Source organism: Neorhizobium sp. R1-B, from assembly GCF_004368875.1.
Classification (GTDB): Bacteria; Pseudomonadota; Alphaproteobacteria; order Rhizobiales; family Rhizobiaceae; genus Neorhizobium; species Neorhizobium huautlense.
Genome location: NZ_SOEM01000001.1, coordinates 320,286 through 338,421 on the forward strand (window position 1 = coordinate 320,286; position 18,136 = coordinate 338,421).

14 protein-coding genes are annotated in these 18,136 nt (G+C 60.7%); 11 read left to right on the top strand and 3 right to left on the bottom strand.

The genetic code is table 11. The annotated features are described in order from the left end of the window. The first annotated feature begins 18 nt into the window (after window positions 1–18). Window positions 19–3,534, top strand: a complete 3,516-nt coding sequence (locus EDE05_RS01500; protein WP_105370585.1) for a PAS domain-containing hybrid sensor histidine kinase/response regulator — start codon at window positions 19–21, stop codon at window positions 3,532–3,534. Between the two features lie 196 nt (window positions 3,535–3,730). Beyond that, on the top strand, window positions 3,731–4,966 hold the full coding sequence (gene opgC / locus EDE05_RS01505; protein ID WP_105370584.1) for an OpgC domain-containing protein: 1,236 nt from the start codon (window positions 3,731–3,733) through the stop codon (window positions 4,964–4,966). Window positions 4,967–5,124: 158 nt separating this feature from the next. Here opgC and EDE05_RS01510 read toward each other — a convergent pair whose 3' ends face one another. After that, window positions 5,125–6,657: an altronate dehydratase family protein gene (locus EDE05_RS01510; RefSeq protein WP_105370583.1), complete on the bottom strand. Its 1,533-nt coding sequence runs from the start codon at window positions 6,655–6,657 to the stop codon at window positions 5,125–5,127. A 25-nt stretch (window positions 6,658–6,682) separates the two neighbouring features. Continuing rightward, the gene (locus EDE05_RS01515; RefSeq protein ID WP_105370582.1) at window positions 6,683–7,384 is read right to left on the bottom strand and encodes a FadR/GntR family transcriptional regulator; all 702 of its coding nucleotides are present in this window, start codon (window positions 7,382–7,384) and stop codon (window positions 6,683–6,685) included. A 249-nt stretch (window positions 7,385–7,633) separates the two neighbouring features. Between EDE05_RS01515 and EDE05_RS01520 the strand changes: the two genes are divergently transcribed. From EDE05_RS01520 to EDE05_RS01560, 9 genes are all read left to right on the top strand, one after another. Beyond that, window positions 7,634–9,229 (top strand): sugar ABC transporter ATP-binding protein, encoded by a 1,596-nt coding sequence (locus EDE05_RS01520; protein ID WP_105370581.1) that lies wholly within the window; start codon window positions 7,634–7,636, stop codon window positions 9,227–9,229. Next, window positions 9,222–10,250 carry an ABC transporter permease gene (locus EDE05_RS01525; RefSeq protein ID WP_105370728.1) on the top strand — a complete coding sequence of 343 codons (1,029 nt, stop codon included), beginning with the start codon at window positions 9,222–9,224 and terminating at the stop codon, window positions 10,248–10,250. The genes EDE05_RS01520 and EDE05_RS01525 overlap by 8 nt, the downstream gene beginning before the upstream one ends. Before the next feature lie 97 nt (window positions 10,251–10,347). Next, window positions 10,348–11,292: an ABC transporter substrate-binding protein gene (locus tag EDE05_RS01530; RefSeq protein ID WP_105370580.1), complete on the top strand. Its 945-nt coding sequence runs from the start codon at window positions 10,348–10,350 to the stop codon at window positions 11,290–11,292. 74 nt (window positions 11,293–11,366) lie between these two features. Continuing rightward, window positions 11,367–12,380, top strand: coding sequence for an aldo/keto reductase (locus EDE05_RS01535; RefSeq protein ID WP_105370727.1), 1,014 nt, complete (start codon window positions 11,367–11,369; stop codon window positions 12,378–12,380). Window positions 12,381–12,383: 3 nt separating this feature from the next. Next, window positions 12,384–13,202: an amidohydrolase family protein gene (locus EDE05_RS01540; RefSeq protein ID WP_105370579.1), complete on the top strand. Its 819-nt coding sequence runs from the start codon at window positions 12,384–12,386 to the stop codon at window positions 13,200–13,202. Between the two features lie 4 nt (window positions 13,203–13,206). Then, complete coding sequence (locus tag EDE05_RS01545) at window positions 13,207–14,214, top strand: zinc-binding alcohol dehydrogenase family protein (RefSeq protein WP_105370578.1); 1,008 nt, start codon at window positions 13,207–13,209, stop codon at window positions 14,212–14,214. An 11-nt stretch (window positions 14,215–14,225) separates the two neighbouring features. Beyond that, window positions 14,226–14,555, top strand: coding sequence for an L-rhamnose mutarotase (locus EDE05_RS01550; RefSeq protein WP_132408477.1), 330 nt, complete (start codon window positions 14,226–14,228; stop codon window positions 14,553–14,555). Window positions 14,556–14,585: 30 nt separating this feature from the next. Beyond that, window positions 14,586–15,320 (top strand): SDR family oxidoreductase, encoded by a 735-nt coding sequence (locus tag EDE05_RS01555; protein ID WP_132408475.1) that lies wholly within the window; start codon window positions 14,586–14,588, stop codon window positions 15,318–15,320. An 18-nt stretch (window positions 15,321–15,338) separates the two neighbouring features. Continuing rightward, complete coding sequence (locus EDE05_RS01560) at window positions 15,339–16,616, top strand: L-fuconate dehydratase (protein WP_134099585.1); 1,278 nt, start codon at window positions 15,339–15,341, stop codon at window positions 16,614–16,616. Between the two features lie 32 nt (window positions 16,617–16,648). Here the strand turns inward: EDE05_RS01560 and EDE05_RS01565 are convergent, their stop codons facing one another. Then, entirely contained in the window at window positions 16,649–18,058 is a 1,410-nt protein-coding gene (locus EDE05_RS01565; RefSeq protein ID WP_112797316.1) for a mannitol dehydrogenase family protein, read from the bottom strand. Window positions 18,059–18,136 lie beyond the last annotated feature (78 nt).

The following is an 18,136-nucleotide window of genomic DNA, read 5'->3' on the forward strand; positions in this document are numbered from 1 at the left end:
TCTTTGCGGGGAGGAACGATGCTTCCAGGCTGGATCATATTGGCTGCGGCTTTCGCCTATGTGCTGCTGCTGTTTGCGGTGGCAAGTTATGGCGACCGGCGAAGCCGTGTGTTCGGCGTACCGAAGAACGGCCGGCCCGTGGTGTATGCGCTGAGCCTTGCCATTTATTGCACGTCCTGGACCTATTTCGGCGGCGTCGGACTGGCCTCGCAGCGAGGATTGGAATTCACCGGGATCTATATAGGCCCGATCCTCGCCTTTACCCTCGGAATGCCGGTGCTTAGGCGGATCGTCGACCTGGCAAAGGCCGAGAAGCTGACTTCGGTCGCGGATTTCATCGCCGCCCGCTATGGCAAGAACTCCACCGTCGCGATGATCGTTGCATTCATCGCGCTTGTCGGTGCGGTTCCTTATATCGCCCTGCAGCTCAAGGCCGTGTCGAGTTCAGTTGCCGCCGTGGTCAATCCATCCGACTACGGCATCGGCAGCGGCAATCTCTATTTCATCGACCTCGCGCTGATCGTGACGCTGCTGATGGCCTGCTTTGCGGTAATGTTCGGCACACGGCATACCGATGCGACGGAACATCAGGACGGGCTGATCCTGGCGGTTGCGATGGAATCCGTCGTGAAGCTGGCGGCTTTTGTCACCGTCGGGCTTTCCGTTCTGTTCGTGCTGTTCGATGGCCCCGCCGACCTGCTTGCCAAGGCGTCCGACAATCTGCTTGTCCAGTCGGCCCTCGCCTACGAGACGCCGCTCAGCCGCTGGCTGATCCTGATCGGGTTGTCTGCTTTCGCGATCATCCTGCTGCCGCGGCAATTCCATGTGACGGTGGTCGAGAACCGCACCACGCGCGAACGCAAGGTCGCCGGCACGCTGCTGCCCCTCTATCTCATCGCCATCAATCTTTTCGTCCTGCCGGCGGCAATGGCAGGCCTCGTTACCTTCGGCGGTATCGGCGATCCCGACCTCTATGTCCTCACGCTGCCGCTCACGGGCGAACTGCAGGTCGTCTCGCTGATCGCCTTCATCGGGGGGTTTTCCGCCGCGACTGCGATGGTGATCGTCGAATCCGTCGCCCTGTCGATCATGGTGTCGAACGACATCATCATTCCGATCTTTCTCCGACAGCGCCTGATGGCCGCCCGTTCCGGCCAGCGCATGGATTTTACGAGAACACTCCTTAACATCCGGCGGCTGGCAATCTTCGTGGTGTTGTTTCTCGGCTATGGCTACTACCGCATGGCCGACAGCCAGTCGGGCCTTGCGTCGATCGGACTACTTGCCTTCGCGGCAATCGCTCAGGTCGCGCCTGCCCTGTTTGGCGGCCTGGTCTGGCGGCGTGCCAATGCCCGCGGCGCCATCCTCGGCATGTCCTTCGGCTTCCTCGCCTGGGCCTATCTGCTCTTTGTCCCGAGCCTTGGCGGCCCGGACAATTCCTACGTGGCTGCAGCAATCCTGAACTTCATCTTTCCGGGTACCACGATATTTGCCGGCCCGGAAACCGACCCGCTCGTCAATGCGACGATCTTCAGCCTGTCTTTGAACACGCTCGCCTTCCTTCTCGGTTCTTTGTCGCGCAATCCGCGGCCGGTCGAGCGAATCCAGGCGGGAATCTTCGTCAAAAGGCATCTGCGCTCGCAGTTCGCCACACGCGGATGGAAAACCCGCGTCAGCGTCGGTGATCTGAAGGCCGCCATCGCCCGCTATCTCGGCGAGGAGCGCATGCACCGCTCCTTCTCGAACTATGAAAGAACCGCCGGCCGAACCTTCAGCGACGAACAACCTGCCGATATGGCGATGATCCATTTTTCCGAGCAGTTGCTCGGCAGCGCGATCGGCTCCTCCTCCGCAAGGCTTGTCTTGTCGCTGATCCTGCAGAAGGCGGAAGACACCAATGCAGACACGGCCTGGCTGCTCGATCAGGCCAGCGAGGCGCTGCAATACAATCAAGACATGCTGCAGACGGCGCTGTCGCAGATGGATCAGGGTATCGCCGTCTTCGACAATTCCGAGAGGCTCACCATCTGGAACCGCCGGTTCCGCAATCTTCTCGATCTGCCCGAACAGGTTGGCCAGGTGGGTTATCCCCTTGCAGATATCGTCGCGATCCTTTCCGAGCGGGGCGATATCGTCGCCACAGAGCAGGCGGAAGTGATCCGCCACTTCCATACGCTGGATGCGCCGTTTTCCCTGGTGCTTGCCGGCGGCGAACGAATCATCGAAGTCCGCTCCAACGCCATGCCGGACAAGGGAATAGTCGCCACCTTCACGGATATTTCCGAACGCGTCGCGGCCGACAAGGCACTCAAACAGGCCAATGAGACGCTGGAGCAGCGCGTTGGCGAACGCACGGCCGAACTCACCCGCGTCAATCACGAACTCGCCGAAGCCCGCGCCTCCGCCGACGAAGCGAATATCGGCAAGACCCGTTTCTTCGCCGCCGCGGGTCACGACATTCTTCAGCCTCTCAATGCTGCCCGCCTCTATTCTTCGGCCCTCGTGGAACGCCTCGGCGGCTCCGATGCCGACAGTACACTGGTGCGCAACATCGACTCCGCACTCGAATCCGTCGAGACAATTCTCGGTGCGGTTCTGGATATCTCGCGGCTGGATACGGGTGCAATGAAGCCGCGCTTCACGTCCGTCCCGCTCGACGATCTCCTGAAGCGGATCGAAACCGACTATGCGCCCATGGCGCGCGAGAAAAAGCTGGAATTCGTGGTCATGCCCACGTCGCTTCGGGTTCGGTCGGACGCCAATCTGCTGCGCCGTCTGGTGCAGAACCTCGTCTCCAATGCGATCAAATATACGATCGACGGCAAAGTGCTGATCGGCGCCCGACGGCGCGGCGATAAGGTGATCATAGAAATCTTCGATTCCGGCATTGGCATTCCTTCGTCAAAATTCCGCACCGTCTTCAAGGAGTTCGCCCGTCTCGATGAAGGCGCCCGAACCGCGGCGGGCCTCGGCCTTGGTCTCTCGATCGTCGATCGGATTTCCCGTGTCCTCAGCCATCCGGTCCAGCTCTCGTCGACCCCCGGGCGCGGGACGCGCTTCCGAGTGGAGATGCCGATCGACCTTTCCGTACCGCAGGCATCACGGACCGGCGATCAGCCGGAACGACGTCACCGGTCGCAGCCGCTCAACGGGCTCCGCGTCCTTTGCATCGACAACGAGCCGAGGATCCTCGAGGGCATGGCTCTGCTGATCAGCGGCTGGGGCTGCACGGTGGGTCAGGCGGACTCGATTGCCGCGCTCGACGAAATCATCGCCCGCCGCGAGCCTCCGCCGGAGATCATCATCGCCGACTACCATCTCGACGATGGAAACGGCATCGACGCAATCCTTAAATTGCGGGGGGAATATCAGGCGGCCATCCCGGCCCTGATCATTACGGCCGATCGTACGCCGGAAGTCCGCGCCGAGGCTGAGCGACACGAGATAGCCGTGCAGCACAAGCCGGTCCGCCCGGCTGCCATGCGAGCCTATCTTACCCAGGTTGCAAGCATCAAACGGATTGCCGCCGAATAGTCAGGCCCGCAGTCAATCTCGCGTTCATCGCAGGGTCATCACGCATTGTTTAGGATATATCCGGTCTAAGCGTTCGTTTCGGCTGGAACTGTCCGGCTTTTTATGACGTTTAGGCGCGTGACATCCTGGCCCGCAGAGGCCTTACGGACCCAGAGGCGCAAGCCATCGGGACCGGCAGAGACGGAGACCGCGACCGATGAAACGCTTTGATATTATTGATGGTATGCGAGGATATTTCCTCGTTTTCATGGTTCTGAACCACCTGATCTTCGCCGGCGGCTATTTCCTGGTCAAGATCAATCACAATCAGCTCGCTTTCGTGGAAGATGCTCAGGGCTTCGTCTTCCTGTCGGGTCTGCTGATCGGCATGGTCTATGCCAAGAAAATGATCAAGAACGGTTATGCGGCCGGCCGCGCGGCAATCTACAACCGCGCCTTCGAGCTCTATCGCTATGCTATGGGCATCGTGCTGGTTGTACTGGTCGCACAGATGCTGCTGCCTGGGGCATACACCATCTGGTTCAACTGGTTGGGCTACACTAACTTCGATGATCCGCTTCGTCTCGCGGCGATTGCGGCCTTTTTCTATCAGCCGACCTTTATGGATATCCTGCCGCAATACATCGTCTACATGCTGTTTGCGCCCATGCTTGTGAAGCTCGTGCTGGAAGACAAGTGGCATTACGTCATCGCCGGTTCCGTGATGCTCTGGATGGCCGCCCAGCTAGGCCTGCAGCAAATCGTGACCACGCCTGTCCACGACATGATCATGGGGGCGGACGAACAGGGCATTCGCGCGTCGTTCAATCTGCTCGGCTGGCAGATCGTCTTTTATACTGCGCTGGTGCTGGGTGCACTCACCTCCGCAGGCAAAATCGACTGGAAGAAGATCCTCTCCCCGGAGAACACCTTCATACCGAAGGCTGCGCTGCTGATGGTGCTTTTCTTCCTGCCGCTTCGCCTCATCACCGCGCATGAGTTGATGCCGCCGCACATGATCGGCAAGTTCGCCTCGATGGAAATCCGTGCCGACTTTGGCCCAGTCTATCTGCTGAACTTCGCTGCCATGGCGATGTTGGTTACCTGGCTGATCGTTGCGGGGCCGAAGCACAAGGCCGCATGGGTACGCCGCATCGCTTCCGCGATCACCTGGGTCTTCTCGCTGAAGTATCTGCAGCTGCTCGGCCGCCACTCGCTCTATGTCTATGTGTGGCACGTCGCGATCGTCTACTTCGTCTACTATTTCGACGGACGTTCGCCGGAACTCAACGAGATCACCAAGACGGCAATCGCGCTGGTTTCGATCGGCCTGCTGTCGCTTCCCGCGCTCTGGCGCGAACGCGACAAGCTGTTTGGCGCAACACCGGCTCCGCAACCGGTGAAGGCCCAGCAGTCGCAAACAGCTCGGCCGCAGCAGATGGTACTTCGGTAAGGGAAATTCCCCGAGACAAGGCATAACGAGGCGGCTACCTGCCGCCTCGTTTCGTTCAAAGGCTGCCGGCAGGCAGACGAGAGGGTCAAGCGACAGAACGCGCCTTCCCCCTCATCCGTACCTTCGAGCCACTTTTTCCCCGAAGGGCGAAGGGAAGATCAGGTCACCGCCCCGACCTGCCACGGCACGAATTCGTTGTCGCCGTAGTCGTAGATTTCGCTGAGCGTCTTCTTTCCCGACGCAACCGCGATCACATCCTCGAAAATCCGCCTACCCGCCTCCTCGATCGTCTCGTCGCCGGTGACGATCCGGCCGCAGTTCAAGTCCATATCCTCCTTCATGTGTTCGTACATTTCGGAGTTGGTGGCAATCTTGATGCACGGCGCCGGCTTGAAGCCCGAGACCGAGCCGCGGCCGGTGGTGAAACAGATGACATTGCAGCCGCCTGCTACCTGCCCGGTGACGGCGACCGGATCGTAACCGGGCGTATCCATGAAGACGAAGCCCTGGTCCGTCACGGTCTCGGCAAACTCGTAAACCGCCTTCAGCGGCATGGAGCCACCCTTGGCGACTGCACCGAGCGATTTTTCGAGGATCGTGGTCAGTCCACCGAGCTTGTTGCCGTGGGAAGGGTTGTTGTTCAGCTCATCGCCGTTGCGGGCCGTATAGTCCCGCCACCAGTCGATACGCTGCAGCAGTTTCTTGGCCACATCAGGCGTTACGGCACGACGGGTCAGCAGATGCTCGGCACCATAGATTTCCGGCGTCTCGGAAAGCACCGTCGTGCCACCGTTGCGGACGATGAGATCGGAGGCGTAGCCGAGCGCGGGATTGGCGGAGATACCGGAATAGCCATCGGAGCCGCCGCATTCGAGCGCCAGCTTCAACTTCGACAACGGCTGCGGCGTGCGCTTTGCGGCGTTCACGCCCGGCAGCATTTCCTTGATGATGGCGATCGCGGCATCGATCGTCTTCTTGGTGCCGCCATGCTGCTGGATCGTCATGGTGCGGAGGCGGTCGCCCTCTTCCATCCGGTAATGTTCGAGGATCGGCGCGATCTGGTTCGTCTCACAACCGAGGCCGATCATCAGGATGCCGCCAAAATTCGGATGCTTGGCATAACCCTGGATGGTGCGGATGAGCAGCCGATAGCCTTCCGACTTGGTGTTGAGTGCGCAGCCGCCGCCATGGGTGAGCGCCACGACCCCATCGACATTCGGAAAGCCGTCCAGGCCTCCCATGCGATTGAAGTAGTCGGCGATGTAACGCGACACGGTGGCGGAACAGTTCACGGACGAGATGATGCCGATGAAGTTTCGCGTTCCCGCTCCGCCGAAGCCGCGGTCATAACCAAGGAACGTACGCCGCTCCGCTTCCGGCAGCATTCCTTTTTCCTCGATATCGACGCTGAACTGATATTCGTGTTCCGACGGGAGCATGGCGAGGTTATGCAGATGGACATGGCTGCCAGGCGCAATATCCTGCGTGGCGACCCCGATCACCTGCCCGTATTTCTTCACCTCCTGGCCGGCTGGGATGGCCTTGATCGCCACCTTGTGGCCGCGACCGATCAGTTCGCGTGCGACCAGATCCCCATAGCCCGTAGCCCCCCCGGCGGGCATGGGCTTCCGCGCCACACCGACATCGTCGACCGGGTTCAGGATGATGATTGGCGAAACCGCCTCGTTCATGTCTTGCTCCTCCCAAGGCGCTGCTTCAGCGGGCCTCGTTATTCATCCACCGCTGTTTCGATTCCTCCAGATGCGCATGCATCATGGCCTGGGCGAGCAGCGGATTGCGCGCTTCCAGGGCGGCGTAAATTGCTTCATGTTCGGCAAGCGCCGAACTCCAGGTTTCAGGCGTCTCGTAGCGCACCCGAATTTGAGCCGAAAGCGGACTGTGCCGCTCGTCAAAGAGATCGCCGACAATGTGGGCGAGCACCGAATTTCCCGACTGATTGGCAATCGTCAGATGAAACAAACGATCAAGGTCGAGCGGTTTTCGTCCCTCGGCAATTTCCGCCTGCATCTGGTCCAGCGTCTGGCGCAGCGACTTCAGCCCTTCCACGGTGATCTTCGAGGCAGCTAGCACGATGACCGCCCCTTCCACGGCGGCGCGGGCCTGCATCAGCTCCAGCGGGCTTTCGCCCATGGAGCCCGCCTGCCACTGCCGCCGATCCGGCTCAGCCGTGACATAAATGCCTGATCCCATGCGGATTTCGACGCTTCCGTCGATTTCAAGCGCAATCAGGGCTTCACGTAAGGAGGGCCTGGACACCCCGAGCTGCTGCGCGAGATCACGTTCCGCAGGAAGTCTCGTGCCGATCGGAAAATGCCCGCCCTGAATGAGCGATCGGATCTGATCAGCAATTTGCTGATACAGCCGACGCGGCTCCGCTGCCTTGATGAATCCGTTCATGGTTTGGCGATCCTAAGAATGCGGCCTTACCATAACTGCCGAAACCGCGGAGAGCAAGGAGCAAATCAGATCATTGAAATTTCAGGATTTTTCTAGATGTTCCACTGTACTCGCCTGCAGGAACAGCCCTCTTTCGTATTAAGAGGTAAAAATTGGCTTGACCAGTTTTAGATGCGGGTTTACGCATTAAAGAAGTCCTCGGGAGGAGCCGAGGGGATATCGGGCTGCAATAGCCTGGGAGGGGAGTTCATGGAAAGCCGGCCGACCGAGCATCACGGAAGCGTTCCGGGCATCGCCACGACGGCGACCCGCGGCGTGCCGGCTTCCAGTACGGAATTTCTGCTGCGCCTCGACAATATCAGCAAGGAGTTTCCCGGCGTACGGGCGCTATCCAACGTACATTTCGACCTCCGCCGCGGCGAGGTGCATGCGGTCTGCGGCGAAAATGGTGCGGGCAAATCGACCCTGATGAAGATCATCAGCGGCGTCTACCAGCCAAGCGGCGGCACGATCATCTACAAGGGCGAGGAACGGCAGTTTTCGTCGACGCGCGAGTCCGAGGCGGCAGGCATCGCCATCATCCATCAGGAACTCAACCTCGTTCCGCATCTTTCGGTCGCCGAGAACATCTATCTTGCCCGTGAGCCAAGGCGAGGCTTTTTGGTCGACCGCAAAAAGCTGCGCGCCGATGCAAAGCGCTGTCTCGATCGGCTTGGCGTCGACATCAACCCGGATGCTCCGGTACGCGGCCTGTCGGTCGCCCAGTGCCAGATGGTGGAGATTGCCAAGGCGCTTTCGCTCGACGCCGAAGTGCTGATCATGGACGAACCGACCTCCTCGCTGACCGAGCAGGAGACGCGGCTTCTCTTCAAGGTGATCCGCGACCTGAAGGCATCCGGCGTCGGCATCGTCTATATTTCGCACCGGCTGGACGAGATGGCGGAGATCGTCGATCGCGTCACCGTGCTCCGCGACGGCCGCTATATAGCCACCGACGACTTCGGCGCCACCAGTATCGACGCGATCGTTTCGAAAATGGTCGGTCGGTCGCTGGAAGAGAAATTTCCCGACCGGACCTCCGTCCCGAGCGACGAGATCATCCTGAGCGCCGAAGGCCTGTCGCGCGCCGGCGTCTTCCGCAACGTCTCCTTTACCTTGCGCCGCGGCGAAATCCTCGGCTTTGCCGGCCTGATGGGCGCCGGCCGCACGGAAGTAGCGCGCGCCATTTTCGGCGCCGATCCGCTCGATGCCGGCAAGGTCACGTTGCACGGTCAGGCTCTTTCGATCACATCGCCACGCGATGCGATCGCTGCCGGCATCGCCTACCTCTCGGAAGACCGGAAAGCTCAGGGTCTCGCGATCAAGATGCCGGTCGACGTCAATATGACGCTTGCCAACATGGAGGCGGTGTCGAACCGCTTCGGGCTGATCGATTTCGGCAAGCATGCCACGGCCGCGAAGGAATACATCGATCTGCTGAACATCCGCACGCCGTCGATCAAGCAGCCGGTCCGGCTGCTCTCGGGCGGCAACCAGCAGAAGATCATCATCGGCAAATGGCTATTCCGCAAGTCGAAGGTGCTGTTCTTCGATGAGCCGACCCGCGGCATCGATGTCGGCGCGAAGCTGGCGATCTACCGCATCATGGACGAGCTTGCGGCCGAGGGCATCGGCGTCGTGCTGATCAGCTCCGAGCTGCCGGAAATATTGGGCATGACCGACCGCGTCGCCGTCTTCCACCAGGGCCGGATCACCGGCGTCCTGGAAACGAAGAAGACCGACCAGGAAGAGATCATGCGATACGCCTCCGGCTATGGCCGGCGGGATGGGGAAAGACATGGCTGAGATCACCGAAGTTTCCAAGCAGAAGAGCGTCTCGCTCAGCGACCGGCAGAAGGACATCATCCAGAAATTTGCGGCACTTGGCAGCCTTTTCGTGCTGATCGCCGTCTTCTCGTTCACGAGCAGTGCCTTCTTCACCATCGACAATGGGATGACGGTGGCGCTGCAGGTCACTTCGATCGCACTTCTCGGCATCGGCGCCACTTGCGTGATCATTACCGGCGGCATCGACTTGTCGGTCGGCTCGGTTCTGGCGCTTTCCGGTGTCGTGGCGGCGCTTGCCGTCAAGGACTACGGAACGCCGGTCTGGCTCGGCATGATGATCGGCATTCTGACCGGCGCGATCTGCGGCTGGATCAACGGCTTCGTGGTCACGCGCCTGCGACTGCCGCCCTTCATCGCGACGCTCGGCATGATGCTGATCGCTCGCGGCGTTGCACTGCAGATCACCGGCGCAAGGGCAGTTTCCGGTCTCGGCGAATCCTTCGGCGAGCTCGGCAATGGTTCTTTCCTCCGGGTCGTGAATATCGGCGAGGACGGGTTTCCGACCGTCGTTTTCCCGGGCATCCCCTATCCCGTCATCCTCATGGTGGTGATCGCGGTCGCCGTCTCCTTCATGCTGAACCGCTCGGTGCTCGGCCGGCATATCTATGCCGTCGGATCAAACCCCGATGCCGCCCGTCTTTCCGGCGTCAATGTCAGCCGCATCGTCAGCTTCACCTATGTGCTGTCCGGCACGCTTGCAGGCCTCACCGGCTGCGTGCTGATGTCGCGGCTCGTGACCGCCCAGCCGAACGAGGGGGTGATGTACGAGCTCGACGCCATCGCCAGCGCCGTGATCGGCGGCACCTCATTGATCGGTGGCGTCGGCACGATTTCCGGCACCGCCATCGGCGCCTTCGTTATCGGTATCCTTCGCAACGGACTGAATATGAACGGCGTCTCGGCCTTCACCCAACAGATCATCATCGGCCTCGTCATTCTGGTCACCGTCTGGATCGACCAGCTGCGCAACCGCCGCTGAGGAGGGGGCACGCGGTCCTTTAACCGCGACACTGCCAAGAGAGCGAGGAGCTCTCCTGAAACCGGCCGGTCAGGCCAATCTCAAGAGGAGGAATACAATGAAAAAGCTTGCTGCAGCACTGCTGACATCCGCAATCGCCCTTACGACGGCCTCGATGGCTCAGGCAGGCGAAATCGCGGTCATCGTGAAAACCGTCAATTCCACCTTCTGGCAGAACGTCCAGAAGGGCGCCGATGCAGCCATGAAGGCCGGCGGAGGCAGCAATACCATGACCTTCCAGGGTCCTGCGGCGGAATCGGCGATCGCCGACCAGGTCAATATGGTCGAGAATGCCGTCAACCGTAAGGTTTCCGGCATCGTGCTGGCGCCTTCCGATCCGGACGCGCTGGTTCCGGCCGTAAAGAAGGCATGGGAAGCCCGCATCCCCGTCGTGATCATCGACTCCATGCTCTCCAAGGGCTCGGAGCAATATTACCAGTCGTTCCTGGCGACCGACAACAAGAAGGCCGGTGAACTGGCCGCCAAGGCGCTGATCGACAAGGTCGGCAAGGAAGGCAAGATCGCCGTGATGTCCTATGTCGCGGGCGCCGGTTCGGAAATCGGCCGTGTCGGCGGCTTCACCGATTACATCAAGGCGAACTCCAAGCTCCAGATCGTCGGACCGTTCTACTCGCAGTCGCAGATGGCGACGGCACTCAACCAGACCACCGACGTTCTGGCTGCGAATTCCGATCTCAAGGGCATCTTCGGCGCCAACGAGCCGACGGCAATCGGCATGGGCCGCGCCCTGAAACAATCCGGCAAGGCCGGCAAGGTGGTCGCGATCGGCTTCGACGGAAACCAGGACCTGCAGGAATTCGTGAAAGACGGCACGCTTGCCGGGATCGCTGTCCAGGGCTCGTTCCAGATGGGCGAACTCGGCGTCCAGACCGTGCTCAAGGCCATGAACAAGGAAAAGGTCGAAAAGTTCGTCGATACCGGCGTTGTCGTCGTCACCAAGGACAACATCGAAAAGCCGGAAGCCAAGAACGTCCTTTACTGATCCTCCCCCGCCTGGGCACGCGTCGCAAATGGCGCGTGCCCCCTTTATTCAGCCGATTGCTCAAGGTCATACTGATGAACGTCGCCGACAAGAGAACCCTGCCCCGCCGCCCGGTCGAAATCACCCTCATGGGTCTTGGCTGCGCCCAGATGGGCAATCTCTATCGCAAAACGTCCTATGAGGAATCGGCAGGCGCCTTCAAGGCAGCCTGGGATGCCGGCATCCGCTACTACGACACTGCTCCCTTCTACGGTTTCACCCGCTCCGAACGCCGGCTAGGCACGATGCTGACCGACCTGCCGCGCAGCGACTACGTCCTCAGCACCAAGGTCGGGCGCGTCATGACGCCGGACGACACCGTCGGCCCGGAAGAAGATGGCTATATCGAGCCTCTGCCCTTCCGCCCAGTTTACGATTACACCTATGACGGCATCCTGCGCTCGTTCGAAGCAAGTCAACAGCGTCTCGGCATCCTGAAGCCGGACATCCTCTACGTCCACGATATCGGCAGCGTGACGCATGGGGACAAGCACCAGCACTATTGGCAGCAACTGACCGAAGGCGGCGGGTTTCGCGCCCTCGGCAAGCTGCGCGATGAAGGCCTGACCAAGGCCGTTGGCCTCGGCGTCAACGAATGGGAGATCATCCGCGACGCCATGCAGGTCTTCGACATCGACGTTGCCATGCTTGCCGGCCGCTACACGCTTCTGGAGCAGGAGAGTCTCGCCTTGATGGACGATTGCACCAAGCGGGGCGTGGGCATTGTCGTCGCCGGCCCCTTCAATTCCGGCCTGCTCGCCGGCAACAAGAAGTTCAACTATACCGAGGCGCCTGCCGATATTCTTGCCCGCGTCGACGAACTGCAGGCAGCCTGCAGCCAGGAAGGAGTTTCCCTTCAGGCGGCCGCGCTGCAGTTTCCCCTTGCCCATCCCGCGGTGATCACGGTCGTTTCCGGCGCGCGCACGGCAGGGCAGATCAAGTCGAATGTCGAGTGGTTTGCGGAAGAGGTTCCAATGTCCTTCTGGAGGCTCCTGAAAGAGCGCGGATTGGTTGCCGAAGGTGCACCTATCCCCCGTGAAGGCGCCTGAGTCATGCGGATCGACGCGCACCAGCATTTTTGGCGGATTGCCGACCGGGTGGGTCAATGGCCGCCGCCGGAACTCGCCGCGATCCATCGCGACTTCATGCCCGAAGACATGAAGCCTCTGCTTGATGAAGCGAAAATCCACGGCACCGTGCTGGTGCAGACGGTGGAACACGAGGCAGACACCGCCTTCATGCTTCGCCTTGCGGATAAGACGCCGTTCATCTTCGGGGTGGTCGGCTGGACTGACATGAATGCGGCGGACGCCGCGGCCAATATCGCCGATCTGGCTAAGCACCCGAAGCTCAAGGGTTTCCGCCCGATGCTGCAGGATATTGCCGACGACAGGTGGATCGACGATCCCAGACTGGATGCCGCGGTCGCGGCGATGGCCGAACGCCATTTGGTCTTCGACGCACTCGTCCTGCCGCGTCATCTGGAGCCTCTGCTTGCTTTCGCCCGCCGCCATCCGGATCTGCCGATCGTGATCGACCATGGGGCCAAGCCGCCGATCGCGGAAGGCCGCTTCATCAGTTGGTATGGCCGCATGAAGGCGCTTTCCGAAGTTCGGAATGTCCATTGCAAGCTTTCGGGACTGCTGACCGAAGCAGGCGACCAGAAGCCTCAGGCCGTTCGGCCCTACGCGGAAACGATTCTCGATCTCTTCGGTCCGCAACGGGTGATCTGGGGCAGCGATTGGCCGGTGCTGCGGTTGGCCGGAGAATATAGCAAGTGGCTGGCTCAATGCCTGGATGTCGTGCCCGCCGAACATCATGCGGCGGTTTTCGGAGGCAATGCCAACCGCGTCTATCGGCTTGGAGTGTAAGTAAATGCTGACGATAATCTGCGACGAACCCGGTCGACTCAGCGCCATCCACCGCCCAAAGCCGGTCCGCGGCGAAGGCGAAGTTCTAATAAAGCTGCAGCGCATCGGCGTCTGCGGCACGGACCTGCACATCTTCACCGGCAACCAGCCGTATCTCTCCTATCCGCGCGTGATGGGTCATGAGCTTGCGGCAACGGTGGAGGAGGCTCCGGCCGGAAGCGCCCTTTCGCCCGGCGATACGGTTTCGGTCATCCCCTATATTTCCTGCGGCCGCTGCAGCGCCTGCCTCAAGGGCAAGACGAATTGCTGCCGCAATATCGGCGTGCTCGGCGTCCATCGCGACGGCGGCATGACGGAATATCTGAGCTTGCCGGAAGAATTCGTCCTCAAGGCGGACGGTCTTTCGCTGGACCAGGCTGCGATGGCGGAGTTCCTGGCGATCGGCGCCCATGCGGTAACCCGGGCTCGTGTAGAGCCCCGCCAAAAAGTGCTCGTGGTCGGTGCCGGTCCGATCGGGTTGTCGGTGGCAATCTTCGCCAAGCTCGATGGCGGCGAAGTCACCATCATCGACGGCAGAACCGACCGGCTCGATTTCGCCAGCCAGCATCTCGGCATCTCCTCCACCGTCACCCTCGGAGCCGACGACGCGCAGCAGCTTGCGGCCGTGACAAACGGCGATTTCTTCGACGTCGTCTTTGATGCCACCGGTAATCCGAAGGCGATGGAACGCGGCTTTGGTTTCGTCGGCCACGGCGGTACCTATGTACTCGTCTCGATCGTCTCAAGCGATATCACCTTCTCCGACCCGGAATTTCACAAGCGCGAAACCTCGTTGCTCGGCAGCCGCAACGCAACGCGGGCGGATTTCGAGCGCGTGATGCAGGCCATGCGCGCAGGCGAAATTCCCGATGCCCTGATTACACACCGAATGACACTGTCTGAAGTGCCCGAGCGCTTTGCCGGACTGACCGACCCTTCGGCCGGCGTTGTCAAGGCGTTGGTGGAAGTCTGAAGGAGAAGCGCATGCAAAGAATGGGCATGGTTATCGGCGTTGAGCCGGGAATGGTCGCCGAGTACAAGCGGCTGCACGCCGCAGTCTGGCCGGAAATCCTCGATCTCATCAGCCGATGCAACATCCGTAACTACACGATCTTTCTGCGGGAGCCGGAAAACCTTTTGTTCGGCAGCTGGGAATATCACGGCACCGATTTCGAGGCCGACATGGCGAAAATGGCGGCTGACCCGAAAAATCAGGAATGGTGGTCCTTCACAATCCCTTGCCAGAGGCCGCTCGAAAGTCGCAAGGAAGGCGAATGGTGGGCGATGATGGAAGAGGTCTTCCATCATGACTGACGCCTTCCGCCAGAGAGTTGAGGACAAGACATGACGATCAGACTGGATGGAAAAACCGCCCTCGTAACCGCTGCGGGCCAGGGCATCGGTCGGGCAAGCGCAATCACGTTCGCCGAAGCGGGCGCTACCGTCTACGCCACCGACATCAACGAGCAGCTTCTTGCCGCCCTTTCCGCGCTTCCTAATCTGAAAACCGCGAAGCTCGATGTGCTCGACGATGCTGCCGTCAAAGCCTGCATCGAAAAGATCGGCACCGTCGACGTCCTTTTCAATTGCGCCGGTGTCGTGCATGGCGGAACCGTCGTCGACATGAAGGACAGCGATCTCGAATTCGCCTTCGACCTCAACGTGAAGGCGATGATCCGCACCATTCGCGCCGTGCTGCCGGGCATGCTGGCGAAACAGGAGGGTTCGATCATCAACATGTCGTCCGTCGCCTCCAGCATCAAGGGCGTGCCGAACCGCTTCGCCTATGGCGTGACCAAGGCTGCCGTGATCGGGCTCACGAAATCGGTTGCGGCAGATTATGTCACGCAGGGCATCCGCTGCAACGCGATCTGCCCGGGTACCGTCGAAAGCCCCTCGCTTCAGGACCGCATGAAAGCCCAGGGCGATTACGAAACAGCCCGCGCTACCTTCATCGCCCGCCAGCCGATGGGTCGGCTCGGCACGCCGGAAGAAATTGCCGAACTCGCCCTCTATCTTGCCGGCGCCACCTATACGTCAGGCCAAGCTTACGCGATCGACGGCGGCTGGACCATCTGACCTCACGAAGAGAGCCTCATGACCCGTATCACCGAACTCCGCGTCTTCGATCTCCGTTTTCCGACCTCGCAAAGCCTTGACGGCTCCGATGCGATGAATCCGGATCCGGACTATTCGGCGGCCTATGTCATTCTCGACACCGATAGCGAAAATCTGTCCGGCCATGGACTAACCTTCACCATCGGGCGCGGCAACGACATCTGCTGCATGGCGATCAAGGCCATGCGGCATCTGGTGGTCGGGCAGGAGCTGGAAGCGTTCCGCCAGAACCCGGGGAAATTCTGGCGGCACCTCACGAGCGACAGCCAGTTGCGCTGGATCGGCCCCGACAAGGGCGCGATGCATCTCGCAACCGGCGCAGTGGTCAACGCTTTCTGGGATCTTTATGCCAAGGATGCGGGCAAGCCGGTCTGGCAGCTTGTCGCGGAACTATCGGCCGAACAGATCGCCGATATTGTCGACTACCGCTACCTAACCGACGTGCTGTCGCGCGAGGACGCGCTGGCGATCCTCAAAAAGGCGGAAACGGGCAAGGCCGAACGGATCGCGACGCTGAAACGCGAGGGTTACGCCTGCTACACGACGTCCGCGGGCTGGCTCGGTTATCCCGAGGAAAAACTCCGTCGGCTCTGCAAGGAGGCGGTCGATGCCGGCTTCAATCACGTCAAGATGAAGGTCGGCCGCGATCTTGAGGATGACATCCGCCGCCTCACCATCGCCCGAGAGGTGATCGGCCCCGACCGCTACCTGATGATCGACGCCAACCAGGTCTGGGAGGTTGGCCAGGCTATCGACTGGGTGAAGAAGCTCGCCTTCGCAAGGCCCTTCTTCATCGAGGAGCCGACAAGCCCGGACGATATCGCCGGTCACCGCAAGATCCGCGAGGCTATCGGCCCGGTCAAGGTCGCGACTGGCGAGATGTGCCAGAACCGCATCATGTTCAAGCAGTTCATCGCCGAAGGCGCGATCGACATCGTACAGATCGATTCATGCCGCATGGGCGGGCTCAACGAAGTTCTGGCCGTGCTGCTGGTCGCCGCGAAATACAATCTGCCGGTCTGGCCGCATGCCGGCGGCGTCGGGCTTTGCGAATATGTGCAGCACCTGTCGATGATCGATTATGTTGCCGTCTCCGGCACCAAGGAAGGCCGCGTGATCGAATATGTCGACCATTTGCATGAGCATTTCGTCGATCCTTGCGTCATCAAGAATGCCGCCTATATGCCGCCGCTAAGGCCGGGTTTCTCGATCGAAATGAAGCCTCAATCGATCGCCGAATATACCTTCAAGGGCTGAGAGAACGGGTAAGAAAACAGGCAACGCCGGCATCAGCCGGCGTTTAGCTTTTCGAGCTCTGCATTCACCCGCGCACGCCATGCGCCATTTTCCATGAGAGCCCGCGGGAAAAGCCCAGGCAGTTCGAAAAACGGAGCCGAGAGGTCGTTGCCGGCGGACCTGGCCGCGGCAGCGCACAACTCGTCGCGGCGCGGATCATCCAGATCCGGCGTACGCATCACATAGGCGATCCAGAGAGCGGTCGCAAAGGCGCAGGAGTCGGCGTCACCTTCGGCCGCAAGCGCCTCGGCTGCGCCCGCAAAAATCCGCTGCGGCAGTTTCTGGCTTCCGTCCATGGCGATCTGCCGGGTCTTGTGGGCAACCGTCGGGTTTTCGAAGCGCTGGATCAGTTCGTCCATATAGCCATCGAGGTCCATGCCGGGCACCGGATCGAGCGTCTTGCGCGCCTCATCCATATGCCGACGCGCGAGCGCCCGATATTCGGGCACGGCCATGACATCGCGCACATATTCCAGCCCCTTCAACTGGCCGAGATAGGCGATCAGCGAATGGGCGCCGTTCAGGAGCCTCAGCTTCATCTTTTCGTAGGGCTCAACGTCATCGACAAAAAGTGCCCCGCCGGTCTCCCATTTCGGCCGGCCGGAAATGAAATGGTCCTCGATAACCCATTGCAGGAAAGGTTCGGTATCAAGCGCCAGCTTGTCCTCGGCGCCAAGCAGCTTTTCGGCGCGCGCCCTTGTTTCTTCCGTTGCGGCCGGCACAATTCGGTCGACCATGCTGCACGGGAAGGCACCCCGGGCCGCGATCCAGTTGGCGAGCGCCGGATCGCGGGCGCCTGCCATTTCGATCACAAGACGGCGGACGATGCGGCCGTTGGTCGGCAGGTTGTCGCAGCAGAGCACCGTGAACGGCGGCAGCCCGGCGGCATGGCGACGGGAAAGGCCCTCGACGATATAACCGATGACGCCGACGGGTGAGGCGGGATCGGCGAGGTCAGCGGCGACCGACGGATGCTTGCGGTCAAGCCCGCCCGAGCCCGGATCGTAGCCATATGCCTTTTCCGTGACCGTCATGGTGACGATCTTTATCGCCGGATCGGCCATCAACGACAAGATTTCCTCCCGATCTTCGGTTCCGGACATCCCTCTGATCACCGAGGCCACGACGCGTGCATCGTCTCCCGCCGCGCTGCGGGCCACGACAGTGTAGAGGCCGTCCTGGGCTCTCAGGTCGTGAACAATATCGACGGAACGTAAGCTCACACCGACGATGCCCCAATCACCGAATTCCGCTTCCAACGCTGCATCCGTGTAGACCGCCTGATGCGCCCTGTGGAATGCGCCAAGCCCCAGATGAACGATGCCGGGCTTCAGCGCAGCCCGGTCATATCCGGGCTTTGCAACATCGGCAGGAAGGGATGTGGATGCGGTGAGACGAGCCATATTTGATCAATGATGCCCGGCACTTCACGAGGCATCCTCCCATTGGAACAGCATCGAGTGATAGCGTTTGCCGGCAAT